Below are 20456 nucleotides of genomic sequence, written 5' to 3'. Positions count from 1 at the left end.
GAATTTTACACCGAAGTAACGTCGCCGAAATCGGGGCGGCGCTGGAAGCCCCCGAAGCCCGATGCCAGGTCCGCATCGAACCGCTGCGGCAGCCGCTCGCCGGCGAGCGCCCGCGTGGCGAGGGCGGTCAGCGCACCCGCGATGTCACTGCCGATCCAGCCGTCGTCGTCGGGGTCAGGGGAGAGGAACCCGAATGTCGTCGCGCCTCGACTGCGTGCGATCCTCGTGGCCGCGACGCCACCTGCGTCGGCAGCATGGGCGACGAGGTCGCATCCGAACTCATCCGTCAGCAGTGCCCCGGCTGCGCGCCCCGCGTCGACGTCGTCGAACGCCGGCAGATGGACGACGCTGAGGGGCGCGGCGGCGGCGTCGGCGAACTCGGCGACCACTCGACGCTGCGTCGGCACTGGTGGTCCGGCGACGAATCCCAGTCGACGGAATCCGCTCTCGGCGGCGAACCGCGCCGCGTCGGCGGCGGCGTGTGCCCAGCACCAGTCGATCATCGTCACCGGGCCGGCCGCACGGGTGCTGAGCAGATCGCTCACGATGACCGGGGCAGCCGCACCGCCGGCGAGCAGCGGTTCGTACTGCACGCCGTGACACACCGTCACCCCGGCGGCAGGCAAACGTTCCGGAAAGCCGACGCGGACATCGACGGTCATCCCCAGGCCGGCCAACCGCCGCGCGGCTTCGGTAGCCCCGTCGATCCACGGGTCGGCGCCGCCGGGCGCGGCCGGTAGCAGCACGACGACGTCGGGACTCATGCGCCGGCCCGCCATCCGGTCTCACGGGCACGCGGCCGCTCGCGATCCTGCTGTTCGAGCTCGCGCATACCCGCGACCAGAGTGCGCGTGGCGTCCGCGACGCCGGCGCCGATGATGAGCGGGCGGCCGTTGGGGTAGTTGTCGGTGACCGCGAGCACCACGCCGGTGCGGCGTCCGAAAAGCGATCCCAGCGTCACCACCGCAGAGGACTCGCGCTCGTTGCAGAGCACTCCCGCGCGTACCCAGTAGTCGATCGTGTCGCGCAGCTCAGGCTGGAAGTAGCCGCCGACGGATGGCCGCCCGTTGCCGAGGATGTCCGAGTCGGTGGACCTCGTGATGCCGGTCACCGCGGCGACCGACTCGTCGCGGGCGCCAGCAAGGAGGGCGCTGACCACGTCGTGGTGCGGCGCCGCCGGGAAGGACGAGTCGATATAGGCCCGCGTCGTCGCCTCCCCCCGAACTACGCCGGTCGCCACCACGACGTGCCCGGGATGCACGTAGGGGTGCAGGCCTGCCGCGGTGCCGAAGTAGATGAGCACATCCGCCGGGGTGTGCTGCATGAGCTCGACCAGCACCAGCTCCAACTCCGGGGAACCGCTGCCGGTGGAGATGACCGTCACTCGCTCATCGCCGAGCGGAGCCGTCCAGGCATCGAAGAGGCTGCTAGAGCCGGCCGGTTCGGCGGGACCGAACGCGGACGCGAGGGTCTCGGCGTGGGAGCGCCCGGCATGGCCGGCGAGCGGGTCGCGGACGGTCAGCACGACATATCGCCCAACCCGATCGGGATGGATGCCTGTGAGCGCCGGCACGCCGGCAGCGCTGAGCCCAAGCCGGGGGAGCGCATCGGCATACGCGTACCCCGCCCATGCGCGATCGCGCACCTCGGCGAGTAGTCTGCTGTCGCGCTCGTCGGCCCACGTGGGCTCGTGGTATCCGCTCATCGGTTCATCGCCTCTCCCGCGATTGCGGTGATGGGAGCCAGTTCGGTCACGGTCACCGAGTCGGCGAGCCGTCGCGTCTCTGCCCTCGCAGACTCGCGATCGCTCGGGGCACCGACCCGTGCGATGGCGGTGGCGGCGACCGCCGTGGCGGTGCGCGCGGACTCAGCAAGATCACTGCCCGACATCGTCGCTGCGAGGAAGGCCCCCGAGTATGCGTTGCCGGCACCGGTAGGGTCCTTGACCGTCGCCGCTCTCGCAACGCTCGCCGCCACGACTCGGTGCCCGTCCGACACGATCGACCCGCGACTGCCCAGCCGGAGTATGACACTGCGCGGCCCGAGCGCCAGGAGCCGCTCGAGGGTCGCGCGCTCGTCTCCGTCCCCCACCAGATCGGCCGCCTCTTCGCGGTTGATCGACAGGATGGACGTCGCGCGCAGCACGATCCGGGCTTCGTCGCTCAACGGTGCCGCGCAGACGGCGCCGGGAATCTCCCACATCAGCGTGGCTCCGCCTGCGACGTGCTCGAGAACCGGCCCCCAGAATCCAGGCGGAAGATCGCGGAACACGTACAGCGCCGATGCCTCCCGCATGACGCGTGGAAGCTCGGGCAGGTACGCTCGCATCCGCAGATGGGCGTCCCAGCCGCCGACGAACTCCTCATGGCGCACCTGATCGCCGCTGTACGTGATCAGAGTGCGCGAGGTGGGATCCACAGAAGGCAGCAGTCCCATCGTCCCGATGCCCAGCTCGGAGAACTGCGGCAGGAACGGTGCGAAGTCGGTGCCGACTCGCGAGGCCAGCGCGACGCCGTCCGAGACCGTCGCCGCACCGTACGCCGCCCAGAAGCCCGACCCGCCGAGCACGACTCTGGTGGTGCTCTCCTCCACGATCTCGTCCAGCACGACACGCGAGAGCACGGTGATGCGGCCGGCTGATGCCGCGCTCACGCGGCAACCCCGAACCGTCGATGCACCTCTGCGCTAGTGCGTCCGGGATTTCGCGACGCGCAGACGGCTGTGATGCGGGCATCCTTGTGCCCCATGATCTGGACGTTGTCGAGGAGGACCGTGGTGTGCGATCCGTCTGACGAATCAGCGAGCCGTGCCCGCCGCGCGGCGTCCCACGGATGGATGAGGTGAAACGTCAGATCCATGGTGTCGAGCGGTAAATCGACGTCGGACATTTCGAGTCCTTCCGGTCCCGGTTGAGCGTGAGTCCACGTTAGGAGCGACTGGAGCATCTGGTATGACAGCGTCGTTACGGACATGTTTCATCGGTCAGATGGATGCTGATCTGCGACGGAGCGGGTTGGCGCGACGACCAGACTCGGCTCGCCGCATCCCGAACGGTCCCGCGCGCGGCGTCCACTGCAGCCGGCCAGTGAAAGGTGTACAGGGGCTCGGAGATTCAACTAGGATCGATACTGACTACCTACTCAGTATTGGAGATCTACGTGGCCGTCCTACATTGCGCGTTCCGGTCCGAAGCCCTCGAACTCAGTACTTCGCTGACAGCCATCGTCCCGGAGCGGGTGGCGGCTCGCGGAACTCTTTATCTGCTTCACGGGCTGAGTGACGATGACTCCATGTGGGTCCGCCAGACAAGCATCGAGCGTTACGCCACAGCTCGCGGGCTCGCTGTTGTGATGCCGCAGGTGCACCGCTCGTACTACAGCGACGAGGTGCACGGTGGTGCGTACTGGAGCTTTCTCTCTGACGAGCTTCCTCGCGTCGTGGAGTCTGTCTTCGACGTCCCGTCCAGCCGCGACCGGTCCTTCGTGGCCGGCCTGTCCATGGGTGGCTATGGCGCGATGAAATGGGCGCTGAGGCATCCCGAGCGCTTTGCCGCAGCAGCAAGCCTGTCTGGCGCGCTTGGGCTTGCCGCACGCACTCGTCCCGGGCCAGGAAGCCTCGATGCAGGTCTTTGGGATCGCATCTTTGACAACCGGTCGATCGTTGGCGGTGCTGATGATGTCTTGGCACTGCTGCAGTCCGTCGCCGACCCGCGGGACGCTCCGGCTTTGTACGTTTGCTGCGGGGTCGATGACCCGCTGTTCCACGAGAACGAGACGTTTGTGCGCGTGGCGGACGAGATGCAGGTCCCCGTTCGGGTCGAGTTCGGACCAGGGGCTCACACGTGGGACTACTGGGATCGCGAGATCGAGAAGGTCGTTGCATGGCTCCCCGTGCCGTAACGCGTTCAGTCTCGTTGAGCTAGCGCCATCTTTTGATTCGCGGCCCACTGGGTCGCTGCCTGGGCCACCGGAGCTGTGGGATTGAGCAGCCAGGCTGTCTCCAGTCCGTTGATGAAGGCGAGGATCTCGACCGCTTTGAGCCGCGGGTCGATCTCGCGGCGAATCGCACCTGCGTCCTGCGCCACAGCCACGATTCTCGTCAGCTCGTCTATGGTTCGTTCATAGTGCGAGTGCAGTCGCGGCCGGAGCGCGCCGTCGTTGCCGATGTTTTCGGCTATCAGCACCGAATGCATCCCGACCGCATCCGGCCGCGAGCTCCACTGATGGACTGCTGCCGCGATGGCGTCGAAGATCCCTAGCCCTATCCCGGCGTCTCGATAGGCGGGACGCTCGAGTTCGTCCCGACGGTCGAGAGCCGCCTTGAGAAGCTCTTCCTTCGATGTGAAGTGGTACATCACAGCTGCTTGGGAGACGCCCGCCTCGGCAGCGATCTGCGCCAGGGTCGTTCCTCTCGAGCCATTCCGAGCAACCAACCGCATGGTCGCGTCCACCAGCCGCTCCCGGCTGGCACGGCCCTTGGCGTACGTGCCGCCGGCCTTCGTGCGCGTAGTAGACATCGATCCTCCAAGAGTGGTGCGAACAGTTTACTGTTCAGTCAGTTTTGTGCGATACTGACTGGCGAGTCAGCTTTGGTGCGACTCCGGTTCAAAGGAGAGGCGAACATCAACAGCATCCATGCAGGCGGAAGGCATCGAGGACTTCGCGTCACCGCCGCAGCATCCCTTCTCGCAGTGCTCCTCGCAGGATGCGCCGCGCCGGGCGGAACCACTCCGGCCCAAACAGCGGTTCCGGTGAGCACCGAGCTCGGTTCGTCGCCTGTAACGATCACCGCGAGAGTGAATGAAGATCAATCGGCGCTTTGGGAAGCTCTCGCCGAGGGATTTGAATCGGAGAACCCCTCGGTGACTGTCGAGCTTGAAACGGAGGCGTTCGCTACTCTGCAGCAGAACGCCCCCCGGTACCTGTCGGCGCAGCACACACCGGATCTGCTTCGGCTCGCCGCTCCGGGTGACGCCGTCAAGAACGATCTGCTGCTGAACCTGGACGAGTATTCGGAGGCTTACGGATGGGACGAGTTCCCCAAGTCCCAGCTCGAGCAGTGGACCATTGATGGTGACGGGCGAGTCCGGGGCGAGGGTTCGCTCTACGCGATGGGCGTCGGGTTTGGGCTGGTCGGGGTCTACTACAACAAGGACAAGTTCGAGGCCCTCGGGTTTGACGAACCTCCCGCCACCCTGGAGGAATTCGAATCGATGCTTGCACAAGCGTCCGCGGCGGGGATTACCCCGCTCATCGGCAACGTGAGTTACCTGTTCCAAGGGGTCGCACAGTCATTGGGCGCCGCGGAGACGATTTCGTCTTGGGTCTTCAATCAGCCTGGGGCGAGCATCGACGCCGCGGACACGATCGACGCCGCGGCAAAGGTGCAGAGCTGGGTGGAGGCGGGCTACTTTCCCCGTGACTTCGGCTCAGCGGACCCGAATCTGGATTTCGGTCGTTTCACCAGCGGCGAGAGCCTGTTCTTCCATAACGGGAGCTGGTTCGCCGCGGGACTGGACGCAACCGCGCCTGGTGCATTCAGCTTCTTCCTCCTGCCGCCGGCGGCGCTCGAGGACGGCTACCAAACGATGGCCGCCCCGAACGCGGTGGTGATTCCTGCGAACGCGAAACACCCCAACGAGGCAGCCGCCTTCCTCAACTGGGTGAACGGCGAGAGCGCCCGAGAGACACTTGCCAGCGTCGGCGGGCTCGTGGGTGGAGGGAGTGCCGACATGCCCGTGCCGCCGACCGAGCCCGGAACGGTGTTCGCCGAAACCGTGGCGGCATTCGATGCCGTCACGGCGGACGACGGAATCGTTGATTTCCTCGCGAATGCAACCGCCGGCATGGCGAGCGCCACACTCGATCCGCAGGGTGACCTCCTCATCGCAGGCCAAGTCACACCACAGGAATACGTCGCGAGACTTCAGGCTGACTACCTGGTCGCTGTCGAGCAGTAAGTAGAGGAGCACGCTGTGGTGGCCGACCGAACGGCTGGGAAGACGTCAAGGCGTCTTCCCAGCATCCTCCTTGCCTATCTGTGGATCGCGCCCGCCGCGATCATGTACTGCATCTTCGCCGTCTACCCCCTGACGCAGACCATTCGCTATTCGTTCTACGACTGGGATGGCATCGGCCTCGCTTCGTGGGTCGGACTGGACAATTACCACAGCGTTCTCTCCGATCAGCAGCTCTACGGATCGCTGGTGAACACGCTCACGCTCATCCTGTTCATCTGCGTCGTTCCCGTAGCCCTTGGGCTCGTCGCCGCCTCGGCTGCACGCTTAGTCAGATCCGCAGGCTTCGCCGCGGCTGCCCGCGCTGTCTTGTTCCTCCCGCAGATCGTGCCTCTCGCGGCCGCGGCCGTTGCCTGGACCTGGATGTACGCCGACGCCGGCCCCATCAATCAGCTGCTCAGATCCGTGGGCCTCGGTGGCCTTACTCGACCTTGGCTGGGTGACTTCTCGACGGCGCTACCAGCCGTCGGACTCATCGGATCGTGGGTGATGATCGGATTCTGCACCGTGGTGCTGACAGCAGGCATAGGGCGCATCGACGCATCGCTCTATGAGGCGGCACGCCTCGACGGGGCGAATGCTCTCCAGGAGTTCTTTGCAGTGACGCTCCCGGGCTTGCGGCACGAGATCGTTGTGTGCGTCACTGTCACGCTGATCGCCGCCATCGCGAGCTTCGACCTTATCTACATGACCACACAGGGTGGGCCGGGGTATTCAACCATGGTGCCAGGGGTCCAGGTCGTGCGTCTGGCGTTCACAGAGAACAGAGTCGGACTCGCGTCTGCCCTGGCCGTCGTCTTGCTCGTGATCATCCTCGCCATCGTTCTGCCTGTGCAACGACTCAACCGCGAGGGAAGTGTGCGATGAGAGATCGGGGGCAGCAACTGGGCGGGTCTATCACCCTCGTCCTGCTCATGGCGTTGACGCTATTGCCGTTCGTCGCGATGCTGATCACCGCACTGCACGAACCAGGGAGCCCTCCGACCGGCCTATCTCTTCCAACCAGGGCTCACTGGGATAATTTCGCCGCAGCGTTCGAGGCCACCAACTTCCTCCAACTCGCAGCATCGAGCTCGTTCATCGTTCTAGGAGTTGTGCCGGCCGCCCTCCTGTTCTCCTCACTGGCAGGGTTTGCGCTGGGGTACCTTCGCCCAAAAGGGCGACGTGCCGTCTACGTGGCATTCCTGCTCGGCTTGACGATCCCTTTCGAGTCCGCGGTGATCCCGCTCTATTACCAGGCTGCAGAGTTGGGGACGCTGAACACTCAATGGGCTCTGATCCTGCCATTGATCGGCCTAGCGATGCCGTTCGGTGTGTTCTGGATGACCGGACACTTCCGGTCGATCCCACTCGAATTGTCAGAAGCCGCACGGATGGACGGCGCGTCGACGTTGCAGTTGTTTCGGCACATACACTTTCCACTCGCCGTGCCCGCGCTCGTGACGTTGGGCATCCTGCAGTTCCTGAACACGTGGAACCATTTCATCCTCGCCATCGTCCTCATCGATGACCCATCGAAGCGAACTATGGCGGGCGCCTTGGGGGCGTTTCAGGGCCAGTACCAAACCGACATCGTCCTGCTCTGTGCCGCCGCCATCCTGCTCATGGCTCCAACCCTCATCATCTTTCTGCTGCTTCAGCGTCACTTCGTAAAGGCGGTTCTCGCAGGCGCGATCAAAGGTTGACCGTCGGAACGGCGCCGAGGCGCGAAGGGTCCACCGTGGACGGCGCCGCCGATCCAATTCGAGAGAGCAGCTTTCGGCCGGTTTGCGCCCTGGCGCGTGAGGAGTTGCGGGGGCGGAAGCAGGTTTCCTCGCGGGTTGACATCGTGAACGAGTCATTCACCGCTCGTTCGCATGGACGTCTCTCGCCTCTCCTATCGTGACGGCGTCGCGGATCCGCCGTTGCGCGACATTCTGTCGATGCATTGGAGCAGTCATGAAGATCGTGCAGCTGTCGGACACGCACATCAGCCACCTCGGGGGGTCTCCCACCGACAACGCCGTGCGGATCGTCGAGTTCATCAACGCGCTGGAGCCCGACTTCGTCGTCCACAGCGGGGACGTGACCATCCTCGACCCGGACGAGGACCGAGATCGCGTTGCGGCCCGTGAGGTACTCGCCGGAATCGCGGCCCCGCTGCGCGTGCTCCCCGGCAATCACGACGTGGGCGAACCGGGGGAGGAGCCGTTCGGGGACCGCCCGGTCACGAGTGAGCGCGTCGCCGCATTCCGTGCGCACTTCGGTGAGGATCGCTTCGTCGAGGAGGTCGGCGACTGGGTTGTGATCGGCGTGAACAGCGAGTTGTTCGACTCGGGGCTGCCCGAGGAGGATGAGCAGTGGGAGTGGATCGAAGCTCTTCCTGGCCTCGCCGGGCCGCGCCCCGCCTTGTTCTTCACGCACAAGCCGGTGTGGGCGTTCACTCCAGAGCTGCAGGATCCGCGCCTGTCGGTGGGACCAGAGTCACTGCCCCGACTCGAGGCCGCCCTGGCGGCACTCGACGTCCGCGGCTATGGCAGCGGGCACCTCCACCACTATGCCCTCACGCGCCGCGACGGAGTGCCCGTGGTCTCGGCTCCGTCGACGGCCTTTGTTCACCGCGGCGCCGTCAGCGCCGACATTGTCGGTCCGGGGCTCATCCAGCTGGGCGTGGTCGAGTACGTGGTCGACGAGAGAGGGGCGCTTCCGTTCTTCCGCGCGCCGCACGACCTCGTGGAGCCGGAGTTCCTGCAGGTCGAGCAGGCGCGTCTCGCCTTGGATGCGATGGGTGTCGTGCTCCCCGCGTGATCGCGGCGTGATAGACCCGACAGCATGCACGCGCACGTCTCCGAACCGCCCATCGGCGGAACCATCGACCACATCCTCTCCGTGTTGCCCTCGCTCATCCCGAGCGCCCAGCGTGTCGCCCGGATCTGCGCGGAGCGGCCGCAGGAAGTCGTCGACATGTCGGGCGCGGACCTCGCCGAGGCCGCCGGCACGTCGGCTGCGACGGTCAGCCGCACAAGCCAGGCGCTGGGCTTCCGCGGCTTCCAACACATGCGGATGCTGCTCATTCGCGATCTCGGTGCGGCCGCGCAGGACGAGGAAGCGCGCCCCCAGGGCACCGAGGGCTGGCTGCGTACGCTCGCAGACGGTGCGGCCGGCCTCCTCCGCAGCTCGCTGGCCTCGGTCGATCCCGGCGCCTTCGACGCGGCTGCGGACGCCATCGCGCGTGCGCCACGTGTGCTCGTGGTCGGCACCGGCGGATCGCACCCGGCAGCGCAGGCCGTGGCCGTGAACTTCATCATGAACGGGCGCTCGTGCGAGGCTCCCAGCGACGGAGTCGTGCAGCAGCTGACTGCGAGCGTGCTCGGGCCGGGCGACGTATGCCTCGTGGTGAGCTCGAGTGGCGCGAACTCGGTCACCCTCGCGTCGGCCGCGGCGGCAGCGGATGGGGGCGCGACCGTGATCGGTGTGACGGGCTTCGCTCGCGCACCGATCGCCGAGCACGCAGACCTGCTGCTCGTCGGCGGCGCCCGGTTCCAGGCCTGGGATCGGGGCACACTCGGCAGCGGCCTCGTCCAACTCCTGCTGCTGACGGCGCTCCAGATCGCGGTGGCGGAGCGGATGACGGATGCCGCGGAGCACGCGAGGGCGGCCGTGCGCGACGAGGTGCTCGGCATCGTCGCCGAGGAGATGCCGGCGGAGTCGGCCGAACCCGAGGGCGAGCCGGACGTCGCCATCGATGTTCGCGACGGCACCGCCGAACGTTGACGCCGGGTTTGCCTGCAATTCACTTTCACATCTTTGAATCGCCAGGCAAGCGAATTTCGCGGGAGGGTCCCGCACAGTAAGTCGCTTGCAGAAAGCGACTCATGGGCACGATCCAGCTTTCAGGCATCGGGCGCAGCTTCAAGAGCACCGCTGCCGTCCGCGACATCGACCTGACGATCGCGGACGGCGAGTTCGTCGTCCTGCTCGGACCGTCCGGCTGCGGCAAGACCACACTGCTGCGGATGATCGCCGGCCTGCTCGAACCGACCACGGGCCGCATCCTGCTCGACGGCGCCGACATCACCGAGCTGCCGTCGAAGAAGCGCGACCTCGCGATGGTCTTCCAGAGCTATGCCCTCTACCCGCACCTGAGTGTGCGCAAGAACCTGGCCTTTCCGCTGAAGGTCCAGCGGCTGGGCAAAGAGGAGATCCAGCGCCGGGTGCAGGACGTCGCCGACTCCCTCGAGATCGGTCACCTGCTCGACCGCAAGCCGAAGGAACTCTCCGGCGGCCAGCGCCAGCGCGTCGCCGTCGGGCGCGCGCTGGTACGCAACCCCAAGGCGTTCCTCATGGACGAGCCGCTATCGAACCTCGACGCGAAACTGCGCACGCAGACGCGCCACGAGCTGACGGCGCTGCACCGCAGCCTGAACGCGACCTTCGTCTACGTCACTCACGATCAGGTCGAGGCGATGACGATGGCGACCAAGATCGTCGTGCTCAACGCCGGGGCCATCGAGCAGTACGGCACACCCGAAGAGGTCTACGACCGCCCCGAATCCGTGTTCGTCGCCGGCTTCCTCGGCAGCCCCGCGATGAATCTGCTCGACGCGCAAGTCCTCGGCCGCCAGGGCACCGTGTCCCTGTCGGGCAACGGCCTGGCGGGCGACCTGTGGCTGGGCAGCACCGACGACCTGGACGTCGTCGTCGGCATCCGCCCCGAGCACCTCGAGATCGCCCACCTCTCAGACGCACACGACGGGATCTTGCTCGAGGGCACCGTCGAAATCGTCGAGAACCTCGGCGGCGAGCAGATACTCACCTTCTCGACAGGTAACTCCCGCGTCCACATGCGGACCACCCGCGACGTGCACGTCGCCGTGGGCGAACAGCTCACTCTGCGAGCAGATCCCTTGCACATCCACCTCTTCGACAGTGCCACCAGCCGCCGCCTCGAATGGGTCGCCGACGTCGGACCCACCGAGGCCAACGCGTCCGCGGCCCGCGAGAGCGCGGCGACGACAGTCGACCCCGAGCCCACGGCATCCTCCGCCCGCGTTGCCGAACCCATTCTCACTGCCTGATACGCCGTCCCTTCCCACCCGAAAACAGGAGAACCACGACATGAACACCCGAACCCGCCGCGTCGGGCTCGCCTCGCTCGCCGTGCTCGCCGTCGCCGCGCTCAGCGGCTGCGCCGGAGCCGCAGCGACCGGCGCCGCCCCGGCTGCCGGCCTCACCGAGCTCGCCGATGACCAGAAGGTGGAGATCGTCTTCGAGTCCTACAACCTCGGCAACGCCGGCATCTGGTCCGACACGATCAACACGTTGCTGGACGAGTTCATGACCGAGCACCCGAACATCACGGTCGTCGGCCAGCCGAGCGACTCGGCGAGCGGCACCGCGGCGAGCGTGCAGAAGCAGGTGCTCGCCGGCGATCCGCCCGACGTCGCACAGCTCACGTTCAACGAGCTCGACTTCGCCGCCACCACCCTCGGCGCGCAGGATCTCACCGCCCTGGTCGGCGAGGAGGGGCTGGAGGAGCAGTTCGGCGGCGAGTACCCGTACCACGAGCGTGCGCGGGTGCTGGCGGACTGGGACGGCGAGACCTACGGCCTGCCCTATGTCTTCTCGACGCCGATCCTGTGGATCAACGAGGCGCAGTTCGAGGCGGCAGGGCTCGACCCCGCGACGGTCGACCTGTCGACATGGGATGCGGTGGCCGCGGCCGCCGAGCAGATCACGGCCTCGACCGGCGCGCCGTCACTGAGCGTGACCTGCGTCGTGACCGGCGGCAGCTGGTGCATGCAGGGACTGTTCCGCTCCAACGACGCGCAGGTGCTGAGCGATGACCGTGCCACGATCGGGTTCGGCTCGGACGCCGCGGTGGACACGGTGCAGGTCTTCCGCGACATGTTCGACGACGGCTTCCTCACGAACGAGGACTCCACGTCGCAGTATGAGGCGTTCGCGCAGGGCAAGACGGCGATCCACGTCAACACGTCGGCGCTGCAGGGCGCGTTCATGCAGGGCTCGCAGGCGGGCGGCTGGACGCTGGACGCCCGGCCGCTGCCCGCCTTCGACGACCTGCCGGTCGTACCGACCAACTCCGGCTCGTTCCTCGCCATGTTCGCGAGCGACCCCGCCAAGCAGGCGGCCGCCTGGGAGCTGATGCAGTGGTTGACCAGCCCGCGCGCCTACGAGCTCATCTCGACCGAGATCGGCTACCTGCCGTTGCGCACCGCGCTCACCGAGGATGGGGGACCGCTGCATGAGTGGGTGGAGCAGAACCCGCTGGTCAAGCCCAACCTCGCTCAGCTCGACGACCTCGAACCGTGGGTCTCGTATCCCGGTGACAGCTACGCGCAGGTCGATCAGGTGCTGGCGACCGCTATCGAGGAGTCGATCTTCTACGGCGCCGACGCGGAGACCGCAATGACGGATGCCGCCGACCGCGCCCAGGAGCTGATCAAATGAGCACCACCGACGAGACCCTCGCCGAAGCACCGGTGCGGCTGCATGCCGTGCCGGGCGTGTACAACCTTCGTGACACCGGTGGCTACCGCGCCACCGCCGGGACGACCCGCTGGGGCAAGCTCTTCCGCTCGGACGCACTGCACCGGATCGACGCTGCCGGGCGGGCCCGCCTCGCCGAGCTCGGCATTGCGCACATCGTCGACCTGCGCGGCACCGACGAGCGGCGCACGGCGCCGAGCCTGCTCGACGGGCTCGACGCCCGGGTGCACCACCTGCCGGTATTCGACGACGCGGCTCCGGCAGTGCAGGCGGGTGTCCCTATCGGGCTCGCGCCGATCTACGACCACATGGTCGATGAACGCGGCGCGCACCTCGCCGCCGCCATCCGGGTGATCGCAGACGCCGCCGACGACGAAGCGGTGCTTGTCCACTGCACGGCGGGCAAGGATCGCACGGGACTCGTGGTGGCATTCGCGCTGCGCGCCGCTGGGGTCGACCGCGACGAGGTCGTGGCCGACTACGCCCAGACGTCGGACAACCTTCGCGGGGAGTGGGCCGACGCCATGCTGCGGACCTTCGAGGGCCGAGGGCACGACCTCACCCCCGAGATCGTCGAGCTCGTGACCGCGAGCCCAGCCCCGATCATGACATCCCTGCTGGACCGCATCGAGCGCGAGCACGGTTCAACGGCCGCCTACCTCCGGGCGCAGGGCCTGACCGACGCCGAACTCGAACGCCTCACCCGCGCACTCATCGACTGACACACCACCCAGAACGGAGAAACCCATGACCGGAATCCAGGCGCAGCATCCCGCGCCCGAGCACTTCATCCTCCACGTGTCGGACACCCACTTCGTCGGCAACGGCGACCTGCTGCACGCGCGCATCGACTCCGACAAGAACCTCGCGGAGCTGTTCGACGGCTTCGCGAAGTCCAACGCACGCCCCGAGGCGATCGTGTTCACCGGCGACCTCGCCGACACCGGGCGGGCAGACGCATACGAGCGGCTCCGCGCGCTCGTCGAGCCCGCAGCCGAGAAGCTCGGAGCCCAGGTCATCTGGGTGATGGGCAACCACGACGAGCGGGTCGCGTTCCGGCGCGGGCTGCTGGACGAAGGGGGCGAGCAGTCCGAGCCCGTCGACCGGGTGTTCGACATCAACGGGCTGCGCATCATCGCGCTGGACTCGACGGTGCCGGGCCAGCACTACGGCGAGATCTCGGACGAGCAGCTGGACTGGCTGCGCCGCGAGCTCGAGGTGCCCGCACCCGACGGCACGCTCATCGCCCTGCACCACCCGCCCGTCCCGAGCCCGCTGGGACTCCTGGCGCTGGTCGAGCTGAAGGATCAGGACAAGTTCGCCGAGGTCATCGCGGGAACCGACGTCCGCGGCATCCTCGGCGGTCACCTCCACTACTCGACCCACAGCACGTTCGCCGGCGTGCCGGTGTCGGTAGCCTCCGCCACCTGCTACACGCAGGACCTCAACGTCGTGTACCCGGGTGCTCGGGGTCAGGACGGCGCCCAGTCGTACAACCTCGTGCACGTGTACGGGGATCGGGTGCTGCACTCGGTGGTGCCGATCGGGCAGTTCCCGACCGTGTACGAGATGACGCCTGAGATGCTGGAGTCATACATGAAGCTCAGCGCGGAAGAGCAGCTCGCGGTCGTCAACGCGTCTGTGCAGGAGTAGGCCGTACCGTCATGTTCGTCACCGTCGCCGCCCCCACGGGAGCCGTCGCCGGCACCGCGGATCCGACGCCTCACCGGCGTCGGATCCGCGCCGCCCGGCTCGTGCCCTACCTATACGTCCTGCCCGGGATCGCGTTCCTGCTGCTCTGGACGTACAGCCCGCTGGTCCAGACGTTCGGGCTGTCGTTCTACGACTGGAACCTCCTGCCGACCAGCCCGAAGACCTTCGTCGGCCTGGACAACTACATCGAGGTCGCGCAGCTGCCCGAGCTGCACACCGCGATCGTCAACACCGTGATCTACGTCGCGGCGTTCCTGGTCTTCTCGCTGGTGCTGCCGATCGCCATCGCGATGCTCGCGCGGCAGGTCCGCGGACGGCTGCGCACCTTCTACCAGGCGCTGATCTTCGTACCCTTCCTCGTGACACCGGTCGCCACGAGCGCGGTGTGGCGCTGGCTGTTCGCGGAACAGGGCGCCATCGCCACGGTCCTCGCCGGCGCCGGCATCGACATGCCGAACGTCTTTCGCGACGCAGATCTCGCCATCTGGGCAGTCATCGTGATCGTCGGCTGGCAGATGCTCGGCTTCGGCGTCCTCGTGGTCGCGGCGGGCTTCGCCGGCATCAGCCCCGAGTACGGCCAGGCCGCCTCGCTCGACGGCGCCGGAACGGGAACCATCACACGCCGCATCACGCTGCCGCTGCTGTCGCCGACGATCGTCTTCCTCGCCCTCATGACGATCCTGCTGGCGGCGCAGTGGACCTACCCGATCATCGACCTGCTCACGCAGGGCGGGCCGACCAACTCGACGACCAACATCTACTACCTGCTCTACCAGTTCGGCTTCCAGAACTTCGACACCGGCATCTCGTCGGCGGCGGGGGTCATCTTCTTCCTCGGCTTCGGTGTCATCGCGCTCGTCTTCCTCGAGCTGCAGGACCGACTGAGCTTCTACGACAACTGAGAGAACCACGACATGGCATTCGTCGCCGTCGCCGCACCGGTCGCCGTCACTGGTAGCGCCAATACCCTGCAATCCAAGGTCGAAGACCTCGCGGTCGGCTCGCGCAGCCACGCCGGCGTCATCGTGGGCCACGTGATCCTCATCGCCCTCGCCCTGTTCAGCGTGTTCCCTGTCTACTGGATGTTCGCCACCGCGCTGCGAGCGCCGGGAGACGCGCTCGACCAGACGCTCCTGCCGTGGCCCCTGAGCTTCGAGAACTTCGCCTACGTGTGGAACACCGTCCCGATCGGCAGCATGCTGATCAACACCTTCGTGATGTCGCTGATCCTCGCGGCGGTGCAGCTGTTCATCGCGATCCTTGCTGCCTACGGCTTCGCAGTATGGGACTTCGTCGGCAGCAAGTTCCTCATGTTCCTGTTCATCGGCTCATGGCTGGTGCCGTTCCAGGTGACGATGATCCCGAACTACCTCCTCGTCTCCCAGATGGGACTGCTCGGAACCGTCGGCGGCGTCATCGTGCCGCAGCTCGCTGGAGCATTCGCCGTGCTCCTCATGGTCCAGCACATGCGCGCCTTCCCGCGCGAGCTGCTCGAGGCCGCCCAACTCGACGGCCGTTCGAGCTGGTCCACGCTGTGGACCGTGGTCGTGCCCAACATGAAGCCGGCGCTCGCCGCTCTCGGCATCATGGGGTTCATCTCGGCGTGGAACGAGTACCTGTGGCCGGCGCTCATCATGCGACAGGGCGACGCGCTGATCCAGGTCGGCGTCCGCAGCTTCCTCTCCGCCGAGGGCAACAACTGGGGAGCGACCATGGCCGCCGCCGGACTCGCGTGCGTTCCCGTGCTCCTGATCTACATCTTCCTGCAGCGCTACGTCGTCGACGCGTTCGTGCGCTCCGGCCTGAAGTAGTCCGTCAGGGAGCGGACGTCGTCCGGTATGGGCGCTCGGCGTTGCGCGTCGAGCGCGCGCGAGCGCCGCGGCCGACCAAAGGCCTGGGGCGCGGCCAAGGGCGGCTCTGGAGATCTCTGGGTAGTCCGCAACACATCAGAACGGCCCATCACTCTTGACCATGTCGATGTGGCGCCGATTGAGGCAGCCACCCTCCTAGAGGTCGACGGAGACCGGCCTCGCACGTTCAAGGCGGGCGCGCAGTTTCACTTCTGGGCACGAGCCAGGCTGACGCTAGGCATCCGCGAGGTCACTCTGGTGTGGCGCGTCGCAGACGCGGACGCTCCGACGCACCGCTCCTCGCGCACGATCTCGAGTTTCGTCAGTCACTCCACGGTCGCGAGTTCGCAGTCGGTCACGGGAGCGCGCGCGATGAGGGAACCCTGGTGCATGCGACGTCGGGCTTCGAACCCGCACTTTCCCCAGCGGAATGGTCTCGATGTGTGATGTTGGAGGCATGTTCTTCCGTCGCCGACCGCACCGAAATCCGTAGCGCCCTAGCCGAGGCCGCCCAGATGGACCCTCGTATCGCGGGCGCCGCGCTGGCTGGGTCGGCCGCCCGCGGCACCGAGGACCGATGGTCCGACATCGATCTGATCCTGCAACTGGCCCCCGCCGCGGATGGGCCGGCGGTCGTCGAGGCGACCCAGGGGCGTAGCATCCGTCCGAGCCGCTGGCAACCCCACCTCGATTTCATGCTCGGTCACGGGTGGCGCGCGTACGATTGCGCGACCGCACGACGAAGGGAGACGAGAATGACCGACACCCAGGGAAACTCCGAAGCCACACAGGCGGCGCGAGACGCCGCCGAGCGAGTGCGCATGTCGGCCGCCGACGGTGCAGAATCGTTCGGCGCCACGGCGGAGCAGATCGCTGACGAGGTCTCGGCTGGCGCGCAAGCCACGAAGAGCGATGTCGCAGGAGCCGTGAGCGACATCGCAGACACGGTGAGCGCGAAGGTCGGGGACGTCGTCGATGGAGCCAAGAGCGCTGCGTCCGAGGCGAGGGCCGCGGCCGGAAAAGCCGCTGATGCCGCCGTCGATGCCGCGAAGGCCGCAACCGCGAGTATTAAGGATGTGGCCGACAACGTTGATTTCGACAGCCTTGTCGCCCAGACCAAGACGGTCGCGGGGGAGTGGAGGGACAAGCTGAAGCAGACCTATCGCGAGCACCCCGGCGTGGTGATCGCCGCAGCCGCGGGCGCTTTGGTGGTGCTGGGCGCGATCGTGCGTTCGATCGGTCGTCGCTGACACTCACGCTTGCCTGTATCCAAGCCGCAGAGGCTTGGTGGCCAATGCACTGTTGCACTGCGTGCGTCACCCCGGCTCAGCAAAGACTGTCGATGCTCAGGACCCATCGGTGACCGTGCACGACTGTGAGTGGTGATCCTGCGTAATCGCGACCGGCGTTTCGAATGCGCTGTCCTCTCCACCTGCTGCCCGTCAGTCGGCCGACGCGCCGGCGTGGTGTTCAGTTCACCCGTTCGTTGTGCCTTCATCGAAGCACTTCCGGACGTCCATGCCGCTGTCCTTGACTTGGGCCAAGATCGTGTCAGCGTCCTTTCCCGGCTCGATGCCGATGTCCGTCAGGCACTCGCGATACCTGTCGAACTCCGGCATGTAGTACGACCTGGAAACCTGCCACCGGAAGTCCACAGGCGCGAAGACGACGTAGCACTTGTCATACACCGGCGCCGCTTCGGCTAGGTAGGAGAACTGGTGCACACCGCCGACATCGTGCTTGGCGGCAAGCGAGGCGCCGCCTTCGTTCATGCACGCCTCGAACTTAGCGAAGGCGTCCTCGTACACCTGCTGCGTGACGACCTCCACACCCTCGGGCAGGGGTCCTGCCTCAGGGTTGGTGAATGCTCCACCGGACGCAGCCAGACCACCGACTGCCACCAAACCGGCCGCGGCCACGAGCGCGCCTACGATGATCGTTCGCTTCGTCATGTCTCGCTCCTTATGAATTTCACTGAGCCGACTTGGACGCCGCTGCCGTTGGAGGCCTTGTGCTCGAGATCACCGACTCGGGCATACCGGGAGGCGTGATAATCGCCTCGGGTGTGATCGCTCGTGTCCGACGGATCCTGCCGACAGCCCACGCGGCAGCGACGAACGAGGCAATCGCGAGAGCAACCGCGTCGAGCAGCATGAGATCCCAGTTCGCCGTTGCTGCGAGCCACATCGCGCCGACGAAGATCGCGGCGGCGACCACGAGGACGATCGCAGGGATGGTGTACCGCATGGTGGCCACTCTGCCGTGAGATACGAAGGTCGGCAACGTCTCGCACGTAGCCCGGTCGCTCAGCGATCGAACTCAACAAGGGGAGGCGGTGCCGCGGCTGTGCAGTCGCGGTGCGCCCGTAAAGCCCGCCGCGATCATGCCCGGAGGGGGATGGTCATTTGACACGCTGATGTGCCAGCCAACTCCGCCGCGAGGGTCAGTGAATGGCTCGATTGCTGCGGCCGGTCACCGGCGACACGCAGGCCTGAGCAAGCTCTTGCGTACTAGCGCGTAGGTCAGCGGGCGCCAAGCTCGAAAAGTGTGGGCAAAATGTGGGCAAAAGCGCATCTGGCCACGACCTGCGCGCCGGGAAAGCCACCTTGATCAGGAATTTACATGTCCGAGGAGTCGACGCGACGGCGGGAGTCGAACCCGCAACGCTGCCGGGTATGAACCGGAGCCCGGGACCGCCCGGATCGCCGCGATGACACCACCGTAGACGCCCTCGGCTCGAGGCGCGCGAGGGTGACGGAGCGTGTCCGGTGATGAAGAGATGTGACGACGGACGCCGCTCATCCAGAAACTTCGCCCCCGCCTGCATCCGAACTCCCTCCTCCGTCGGAAGAACTCTTCAACAGGCGGCGACTGGCCGCTCAGAGAAGGAGGAAGACCGTGCGAAAGAAGGTTCTCGCGGGAATCGCCGCCGGCATTGTCGCCGCACTCAGTGTGGGCATCCCCGCAAACGCGGCCACGAACAGCAACGCCGTGCTCTCGGTACTGCACGGCATACCCGACACGCCTGTCGACGTCTACGTCAACGGCGCACTCACGCTCGACGACTTCCAGCCGGGTGACCTGGCTGGACCCCTGGATCTGCCCGCGGGCGACTACGAGGTCGCCCTCACCGCGACGGACGCCGCCGACGACAGCTCGCCCGTGCTCGGGCCGGTGACGTTGACGCTCGACGCCGGCAAGAACTACACGGCTGTCGCGCACCTCAACGAATCCGGCTCGCCGACGGTCACGCCGTACGTCAACGACACCTCGCCCACGGCGGCGGGGGAGGGACGCCTCACCGTGCGGCATGACGCGGCCGCGCCCGCGGTGGATGTGCTCGCGGGCGGAACCGCAGTGATCCAGGGGCTCGCCAATCCCGACGAGTCATCCCTGAATCTGCCCGCCGCAACCATCGAGGCCTCCGTGGCCGCGGCCGGCACCACCGATCCCGTGATCGGCCCGGCGCCCGTCGATGTGCAGGAAGGCGCGCTCACCATCGCGTACGCGTGGGGCAGCCTCGAGGACGACAACCTCGCCCTCGCGGTGCAGACGATCACGGGCCTCCACTCGGCGCCGGACGGCGTGAACTCGGGGACCGGTGGCCAGCTCGCGCAGCGCGACATGTTCCAGCAGTCGCTGTGGGCGATCGGCGGTCTCGTCGTCGCGGCGGCGGTCGCGGCATCCGCTCTCGTCGTCGTGCGCAGCCGGGCACGCCGCTGAGATCCCGAACCATGGGCAGGGCGGTCGCAGGAGTCGGAGCATCTCTTGCGATCGCCCTCGCGCTGACGGCGTGCGGCTCGTCCCCAGGGGCCGCCCCGTCGGCGCCGGCACCATCTGCGACGGCGACGGCGACGGCGCGTCCGACGCCCGCCGTCGAGGTGCCGATCTCGGCGGCCACCCCGTCCCCCACACGGCGGCCCGTGCCGCCGGTCAGGGTGGTCGCCGCTTCCATCGACGTCGACATGCCGGTGGTGCCCGTCGGCGTGGAGGCCGGGGGCTTCATGGAGCTCCCGGTCGACCCCGCGACCGGCGGGTGGTACCGCTTCGGGTCCGACCCGGCGGCATCCGACGGCAACGTCGTGATCTCGGCCCACGTCGATGCGCCGCAGTATCCGATCGGTCCGCTCAGCCGGCTGCGGGACCTCCCCGCGGGCGAGGTCGTGGAGGTGACGGATGCCGCGGGCGATGTGCGCCGGTACCAGGTGCAGAGCGTCACGTACTACCCGAAGGCGGACCTGCCGGTCGACGAGCTGTTCGCCCGATCGGGCACCCGAACCCTCGTGCTGATCACGTGCGGCGGGCAGTTCGACTCCCGCACCGGCCGGTACGCGGATAACGTGGTCGCCATCGCGACCCCGATCACGTGAGCCGGCGATGGCGCCGGA

At 67.0% G+C, this 20456-nt stretch carries 22 protein-coding genes and 1 tRNA gene; 15 read left to right on the top strand and 8 right to left on the bottom strand.

Annotated elements, in window-relative coordinates; translation table 11 throughout:
* Positions 1-5: 5 nt before the first annotated feature.
* The 4 genes from VIP82_RS13975 to VIP82_RS13960 are packed head-to-tail and all read right to left on the bottom strand — an operon-like array spanning position 6 to position 2888.
* The gene (locus tag VIP82_RS13975) at positions 6-764 is read right to left on the bottom strand and encodes a type 1 periplasmic-binding domain-containing protein (protein ID WP_331909609.1); all 759 of its coding nucleotides are present in this window, start codon (positions 762-764) and stop codon (positions 6-8) included.
* Positions 761-1705, bottom strand: coding sequence for a phosphorylase family protein (locus VIP82_RS13970; RefSeq protein ID WP_331909607.1), 945 nt, complete (start codon positions 1703-1705; stop codon positions 761-763). The genes VIP82_RS13975 and VIP82_RS13970 overlap by 4 nt, the downstream gene beginning before the upstream one ends.
* A complete protein-coding gene (locus VIP82_RS13965; protein WP_331909605.1) occupies positions 1702-2652 on the bottom strand; it encodes a carbohydrate kinase family protein in 951 nt (316 codons plus the stop codon). Before VIP82_RS13965 ends, VIP82_RS13970 begins: the two co-directional genes overlap by 4 nt.
* Positions 2649-2888, bottom strand: coding sequence for a hypothetical protein (locus tag VIP82_RS13960; protein WP_331909603.1), 240 nt, complete (start codon positions 2886-2888; stop codon positions 2649-2651). The genes VIP82_RS13965 and VIP82_RS13960 overlap by 4 nt, the downstream gene beginning before the upstream one ends.
* Positions 2889-3146: 258 nt before the next feature.
* Between VIP82_RS13960 and VIP82_RS13955 the strand changes: the two genes are divergently transcribed.
* Complete coding sequence (locus VIP82_RS13955) at positions 3147-3899, top strand: alpha/beta hydrolase (protein WP_331909601.1); 753 nt, start codon at positions 3147-3149, stop codon at positions 3897-3899.
* A 5-nt stretch (positions 3900-3904) separates the two neighbouring features.
* Here VIP82_RS13955 and VIP82_RS13950 read toward each other — a convergent pair whose 3' ends face one another.
* The gene (locus VIP82_RS13950; protein ID WP_331909599.1) at positions 3905-4516 is read right to left on the bottom strand and encodes a TetR/AcrR family transcriptional regulator; all 612 of its coding nucleotides are present in this window, start codon (positions 4514-4516) and stop codon (positions 3905-3907) included.
* A gap of 234 nt (positions 4517-4750) precedes the next feature.
* Here VIP82_RS13950 and VIP82_RS13945 point away from each other — a divergent pair, with 234 nt between their 5' ends.
* The 12 genes from VIP82_RS13945 (at position 4751) to VIP82_RS13890 (ending at position 17318) form a co-directional block, all read left to right on the top strand.
* On the top strand, positions 4751-5959 hold the full coding sequence (locus tag VIP82_RS13945) for an ABC transporter substrate-binding protein (RefSeq protein WP_331909597.1): 1209 nt from the start codon (positions 4751-4753) through the stop codon (positions 5957-5959).
* 15 nt (positions 5960-5974) lie between these two features.
* Positions 5975-6883: a carbohydrate ABC transporter permease gene (locus VIP82_RS13940; RefSeq protein ID WP_331909595.1), complete on the top strand. Its 909-nt coding sequence runs from the start codon at positions 5975-5977 to the stop codon at positions 6881-6883.
* Positions 6880-7701: a carbohydrate ABC transporter permease gene (locus VIP82_RS13935; RefSeq protein ID WP_331909593.1), complete on the top strand. Its 822-nt coding sequence runs from the start codon at positions 6880-6882 to the stop codon at positions 7699-7701. Before VIP82_RS13940 ends, VIP82_RS13935 begins: the two co-directional genes overlap by 4 nt.
* Before the next feature lie 253 nt (positions 7702-7954).
* Complete coding sequence (locus VIP82_RS13930; protein WP_331909591.1) at positions 7955-8803, top strand: metallophosphoesterase family protein; 849 nt, start codon at positions 7955-7957, stop codon at positions 8801-8803.
* A gap of 24 nt (positions 8804-8827) precedes the next feature.
* Entirely contained in the window at positions 8828-9769 is a 942-nt protein-coding gene (locus VIP82_RS13925) for a MurR/RpiR family transcriptional regulator (protein WP_331909589.1), read from the top strand.
* Positions 9770-9870: 101 nt separating this feature from the next.
* Positions 9871-11073: an ABC transporter ATP-binding protein gene (locus tag VIP82_RS13920; protein WP_331909587.1), complete on the top strand. Its 1203-nt coding sequence runs from the start codon at positions 9871-9873 to the stop codon at positions 11071-11073.
* A 40-nt stretch (positions 11074-11113) separates the two neighbouring features.
* Entirely contained in the window at positions 11114-12466 is a 1353-nt protein-coding gene (locus VIP82_RS13915; RefSeq protein ID WP_331909585.1) for an ABC transporter substrate-binding protein, read from the top strand.
* On the top strand, positions 12463-13227 hold the full coding sequence (locus VIP82_RS13910) for a tyrosine-protein phosphatase (RefSeq protein ID WP_331909583.1): 765 nt from the start codon (positions 12463-12465) through the stop codon (positions 13225-13227). The genes VIP82_RS13915 and VIP82_RS13910 overlap by 4 nt, the downstream gene beginning before the upstream one ends.
* A 25-nt stretch (positions 13228-13252) precedes the next feature.
* On the top strand, positions 13253-14158 hold the full coding sequence (locus VIP82_RS13905; protein ID WP_331909581.1) for a phosphodiesterase: 906 nt from the start codon (positions 13253-13255) through the stop codon (positions 14156-14158).
* Between the two features lie 11 nt (positions 14159-14169).
* A complete protein-coding gene (locus tag VIP82_RS13900; RefSeq protein ID WP_331909579.1) occupies positions 14170-15120 on the top strand; it encodes a carbohydrate ABC transporter permease in 951 nt (316 codons plus the stop codon).
* A 12-nt stretch (positions 15121-15132) separates the two neighbouring features.
* Positions 15133-16029, top strand: coding sequence for a carbohydrate ABC transporter permease (locus VIP82_RS13895; RefSeq protein WP_331909577.1), 897 nt, complete (start codon positions 15133-15135; stop codon positions 16027-16029).
* A 485-nt stretch (positions 16030-16514) separates the two neighbouring features.
* Complete coding sequence (locus VIP82_RS13890; RefSeq protein ID WP_331909713.1) at positions 16515-17318, top strand: nucleotidyltransferase domain-containing protein; 804 nt, start codon at positions 16515-16517, stop codon at positions 17316-17318.
* Positions 17319-17543: 225 nt separating this feature from the next.
* Here VIP82_RS13890 and VIP82_RS13885 read toward each other — a convergent pair whose 3' ends face one another.
* The 3 genes from VIP82_RS13885 to VIP82_RS13875 form a co-directional block, all read right to left on the bottom strand.
* The gene (locus VIP82_RS13885) at positions 17544-18020 is read right to left on the bottom strand and encodes a hypothetical protein (RefSeq protein ID WP_331909575.1); all 477 of its coding nucleotides are present in this window, start codon (positions 18018-18020) and stop codon (positions 17544-17546) included.
* A 19-nt stretch (positions 18021-18039) separates the two neighbouring features.
* Positions 18040-18315, bottom strand: a complete 276-nt coding sequence (locus VIP82_RS13880; RefSeq protein ID WP_331909573.1) for a hypothetical protein — start codon at positions 18313-18315, stop codon at positions 18040-18042.
* 390 nt (positions 18316-18705) lie between these two features.
* Positions 18706-18778, bottom strand: a tRNA-Met gene (locus VIP82_RS13875).
* 188 nt (positions 18779-18966) lie between these two features.
* On the opposite strand from VIP82_RS13875, the gene VIP82_RS13870 reads away from it, so the two are divergent.
* Both VIP82_RS13870 and VIP82_RS13865 read left to right on the top strand, forming a co-directional pair.
* Positions 18967-19791: a DUF4397 domain-containing protein gene (locus tag VIP82_RS13870; RefSeq protein ID WP_331909571.1), complete on the top strand. Its 825-nt coding sequence runs from the start codon at positions 18967-18969 to the stop codon at positions 19789-19791.
* 11 nt (positions 19792-19802) lie between these two features.
* A complete protein-coding gene (locus VIP82_RS13865; RefSeq protein WP_331909569.1) occupies positions 19803-20438 on the top strand; it encodes a class F sortase in 636 nt (211 codons plus the stop codon).
* Positions 20439-20456: the final 18 nt, after the last annotated feature.

The sequence above is a fragment of the Microbacterium sp. genome (genome assembly GCF_036566905.1).
In the GTDB taxonomy this organism is placed as follows: domain Bacteria; phylum Actinomycetota; class Actinomycetes; order Actinomycetales; family Microbacteriaceae; genus Microbacterium.
The sequence above is the reverse complement of the archived record's forward strand: the minus strand, read 5'-3'. Positions and strand labels throughout refer to the sequence as shown.